Raw genomic sequence first — 4,081 nt, 5'->3', positions numbered from 1 at the left:
CTGGGCTGAGCGGCGCGCCGGGCCGGACGCAGCGCCCGCGCCCGCACGCGCACCCGGACGCCCGGGCGGGTCGCCGGACGTGAGATGCTCTCACGATGTGAGAATGGACTGCGAGTACGGACGAGGAGCCCGGCACCGATGACCACCACAGTTCCCCCGCGACGCCGCGCGCTGGCCGCCGCCCTGGCCGCGACCGCGCTCGCCCTCTCGGCCTGCGGCACCACACAGCCCGAATCGACCGTCCTCGAGCAGCACGGGCTCGCCGGGATGGACGCCCCCGAGATCATCGAGCACCTCGACACGATGGCCGTCTCCGACCGGCCGACCACGCTCATCGCGTCCGTCCAGCCGACTGAGCTAGTGCTCAGCGACACCGCAGCCGGCTCCACGCAGACCCTGCCGATGCCGGACGAGACGTTCTACCTCTCGGTCGCGCCGTACGAGGCACAGACCCACGACTGCACCTTCCACAGCCTGACCACCTGCCTGGGCGAGATGACCGGCGAATCCGTCGACGTCACCGTCACCGACGCCGCGGGCCGGACGATTCTCGACGAGACGCGCACCACCTACGACAACGGCTTCGTCGGCCTCTGGCTCCCCCGCGACATCACCGGAACGATCCGCATCGAGCACGACGGCAAGACCGCGAGCACACCGATCGCCACCGGCGCCGACGACCTCACCTGCCTGACGACCATGCAGCTCACCTAGAACGCTGACCGCGCCCGCACGCACCGCTCCACGCTCCCACGCACGCTCCCCGCCCGCCCACCTCGCAGAAAGCCCGCTCATGGTGACAGTCCGCACGGCCACCCGCGCCGACGCCCCCGCGGTGGCCCGCCTCCTCAGCGAGGCGTTCCGCGACGACCCCGCGTGGTCGATCACCCTGCCGGAGGACGAGACCCGGCTCGCCAAGCTCGCCGCGTATTACCGCCGTCGCGTACGGCGGCGCCCCGGCTGGGTGGACGTGGCGGTCGACGACGACGAGGTGGTCGGAGCCCTTCTGTGGGAACCTCCTGCCGACTCGGGCGCGCTGGCCACGGCCCGGCGGGCGATCACGGGCGGGACCCGCTGGGTCCTCGGTCGGCTGCCCATCGGCCGGGGCGCCCGCCACACCCTGCAGATCGAGGCGTACCGGCCCCCCGCACCGCACTGGTACCTCCGCGACATCGGCGCCGGGCCCGAGGCGCGCGGCAGGGGCGTCGGCACGGCCCTGCTCGAGCACCGCCTGGCCATCGTCGACCGCTCCCCGACCCCGCTGGCGTTCCTGGAGTCCACCACCCCGGGCAGCCGGCGCCTCTACGAGCGGTTCGGCTTCGAGACCATCGGCTCGGTCGCCACCCTGGGCGAGGCGTCCTCGACCGCCATGCTGCGCAGACCTTTCTGACCTCGCCGGCCAAGAGGAAATAAGGCTCAGCCCCCAGCGCCCGGCTTGAGGGTTCCATCCGGGTTGAGGGCGCTCGGAGCCACTTCCACCCAGCGTGCCGGGTTGGGAGTACCCATGAAGGTGCAGCGGAGCTTGTTCGGCGACAGTTCGCCGATTCTCGCCTGCGGACAGACATCACCTGGCCGCGGATTGGGCGCCGGGGCCGGGGCTGGCGTCGGAGGCGGGGGCGGCATCGGCGGGAGATGGAACTCCCATTCGAAGGGGTACGGCAGCGGTGGAAGCTGCCAGATCGGGAAATCAAACGGACGCGGAACGATGATCGGGTCGATTGCCGACCCGGTAACAGGCTGCGCGCTGGCGGCTGGCGCCAGTGCCCACGCCATTCCGGCAATAGCCGGCGCTAGAACCAAGGTCTTCGCGAAGCGCTTCACGGGAATCCCTCTTTAGATAGTTCGGCCGGTCTCGAAAGAAACCCTTGTTCGTCGGGAAAACTCACCTTGGGCGGATAGTAGCACCGCTGAACAGCAGGAATCCTCGTACTTCGGCAGATGCCGGGCGGTCCCGATGATTTAATTAGCAACACCCTCACTGAAAGCGGAGTCGTTATGTCACGTGCTCGGACATTGCTCGCCGGGGTCGCCGGTGCGATCGCCATCAGCGCCACTCTCGCCCCGATCGCTAGCGGCCAGGTCCTCCCCGGTGGCTCAGTCGAGCTTCCCCCGATGGCGCCGGTACCCGTTCCAGCGCCTCCTGGATCTACAAGCGCCCAGCTGCCGGTACTCCCGTACCCGCTCGTCTGGCACGACCTTGTTCCACCGGCTCCGACGTACGTGGCGTCCAATTGGGTGATCCCGTTCAGCTACTGCCCTGCCCCAAACCAGCGGGCATTCGCAGAAGATGGCACCCAGCTCTGGTGCGCTCAGCTGAGCCGCACCGACGCCCGACTCTGGGCCCCGTATCCGACCCCGGTCCCATACCCGGCGCCCGCCCTCGCTCCTGGCCTACCCAGCGTCACCGAGGTCGCCAATTCGCTCGGTGCGAAGCCGTGTCCCGGCGTCGGAGCCAAGGCGATCGATCCGTCCAATGGCCAGGAGGCATATTGCGATTACCGGCGCCTTACCCACGATGGAACCATCTGGCAGTACGAGCCGGGCTCCTAGCCAACGGCACCGCCCACCGACCCCGCTGGCCTTTCTCGATCCACCACGCCGGGGAGCCGGCGCCTCTACGAGCGGTTCGGGTTCGAGGTCATCGGGACCGTGGCCACCCTGGGCGAGGCGTCCTCGACCGCGATGGTGCGCAGGCCCGGCAGCAGCGACGCTTAGCTCCTCCCGCTCTGCCGTCGACCCGCCCGCAGTACGCTCTCCGCTATGACGGCAGACTCGGTGACCCCCGCCACAGACACGCCCGCGCCGGACCCCCTCGGCCGCGCGCGGCAGAACGTCATCTACCGCTCCGGCATCTCCGGCATCACGCCCACGGTGCCGACCAGCGCCGAGAAGCTCGAGGCCGCCGCGCGACGCGCGCTCCTGCGCCGGCCAGGCGGGGCCAAGGCCTGGGCCTACATCTACGGCGGCGCCGGCTCCGGGACGACCATCACCGCCAACCGCGAGGCCTTCGACCGCCGCCCGCTCGTGCCGCGCATGCTGCGCAACACCTCCCGGCGGGACCTGGCGACCACCGTGCTCGGGCAAACACTCCCCGCCCCGGTGCTGGTCGCCCCCATCGGCGCGGCGGGTCTGGTCCGCCGCGACGCCGACCTCATGGTCGGGCGGGCCGCGGCCGAGCGCGGGATCCCGTACATCCTGTCCTCCCAGGGCTCCTCGCCGATGGAGGAGACCGCCCGCGCCGAGGCGATCGACGCCGGCGCCCTGGTCGTCACCCTCGACACCACCACCCTCGGCTGGCGGCCCTGGGACCTCGACCTCGGATCACTGCCCTTCACCCGCGGGGTCGGCATCGCCCAGTACGTCTCCGACCCGCGCTTCACCGAGATGGTGGCCGAGCGGGTCGCACGCGAGGCCGCGGCCGGCCCCGGCTCGGACCCCGGCACCATCAAGGTCACCCCGCGAGCCGCGCTCACGCTGCTGGAGATGGCGCGCAATCGCCCCGGACGCCTGCTCGACAACCTGCGCGCACCCGAAACCCGCGCCGCCGTGCAGACCTTCCTCGACACCTTCTCCAATCCGGCACTGAGCTGGGAGCACCTCGCGACCCTGCGGGAGCGGACCCGGCTGCCGATCGTCCTCAAGGGCGTCCTGCACCCGGACGACGCCCGGCAGGCCTTCGATTCCGGCGTCGACGCGGTCATGGTCTCCAACCACGGGGGCCGCCAGGTCGACGGATCGATCGGCACCCTCGACGCCCTCGTCCGCATCCGCGAGGCCGTGGGCCCCGAGCCGACCGTGCTGCTCGACTCCGGCATCCGTAACGGCACCGACGTCGTCAAGGCCATGGCCTGCGGGGCGAACGCGGTGACGATCGGGCGGCCCCACATCTACGGCCTAGCCATCGCGGGCGAGCGCGGCGTCGGCGAGGTGCTCGACAACCTCCTCGCCGAGATCGACCTCACGCTCTCCCTGTGCGGCGCCAGCTCATGGGACGAGGTAGACGGCTCCCTCCTGGCCTGACCCGCGCGCGGCCGGTCAGCCCGGATACGACACGGCCCCCGGTCGGCGACTGCCGACCGGG

4 protein-coding genes are annotated in these 4,081 nt (G+C 71.1%); 3 read left to right on the top strand and 1 reads right to left on the bottom strand.

Going from position 1 to position 4,081, the window contains the following annotated elements; all coding sequences use genetic code 11:
* The first annotated feature begins 138 nt into the window (after nucleotides 1–138).
* Both HMPREF3086_RS09235 and HMPREF3086_RS09230 read left to right on the top strand, forming a co-directional pair.
* Nucleotides 139–714, top strand: a complete 576-nt coding sequence (locus HMPREF3086_RS09235; protein WP_181365971.1) for a CueP family metal-binding protein — start codon at nucleotides 139–141, stop codon at nucleotides 712–714.
* 79 nt (nucleotides 715–793) lie between these two features.
* On the top strand, nucleotides 794–1,390 hold the full coding sequence (locus HMPREF3086_RS09230; protein ID WP_070721501.1) for a GNAT family N-acetyltransferase: 597 nt from the start codon (nucleotides 794–796) through the stop codon (nucleotides 1,388–1,390).
* Between the two features lie 26 nt (nucleotides 1,391–1,416).
* On the opposite strand, the gene HMPREF3086_RS19275 is transcribed toward HMPREF3086_RS09230, so the two are convergent.
* Nucleotides 1,417–1,821 carry a hypothetical protein gene (locus tag HMPREF3086_RS19275; protein WP_141764040.1) on the bottom strand — a complete coding sequence of 135 codons (405 nt, stop codon included), beginning with the start codon at nucleotides 1,819–1,821 and terminating at the stop codon, nucleotides 1,417–1,419.
* 939 nt (nucleotides 1,822–2,760) lie between these two features.
* Between HMPREF3086_RS19275 and HMPREF3086_RS09225 the strand changes: the two genes are divergently transcribed.
* Complete coding sequence (locus HMPREF3086_RS09225; RefSeq protein WP_070721499.1) at nucleotides 2,761–4,020, top strand: alpha-hydroxy-acid oxidizing protein; 1,260 nt, start codon at nucleotides 2,761–2,763, stop codon at nucleotides 4,018–4,020.
* Nucleotides 4,021–4,081 lie beyond the last annotated feature (61 nt).

Origin of the sequence: Dietzia sp. HMSC21D01, from assembly GCF_001815995.1 — a bacterium.
Lineage (GTDB): Bacteria > Actinomycetota > Actinomycetes > Mycobacteriales > Mycobacteriaceae > Dietzia > Dietzia cinnamea.
The sequence above is the reverse complement of the archived record's forward strand: the minus strand, read 5'-3'. Positions and strand labels throughout refer to the sequence as shown.

Excerpts from the sequence above, each read along its gene's own strand:
- HMPREF3086_RS09230 (WP_070721501.1), top strand. The coding sequence starts at position 794 with ATGGTGACAGTCCGCACGGCCACCCGCGCCGACGCCCCCGCGGTGGCC.
- HMPREF3086_RS09225 (WP_070721499.1), top strand. The coding sequence starts at position 2,761 with ATGACGGCAGACTCGGTGACCCCCGCCACAGACACGCCCGCGCCGGAC.
- HMPREF3086_RS09235 (WP_181365971.1), top strand. The coding sequence starts at position 139 with ATGACCACCACAGTTCCCCCGCGACGCCGCGCGCTGGCCGCCGCCCTG.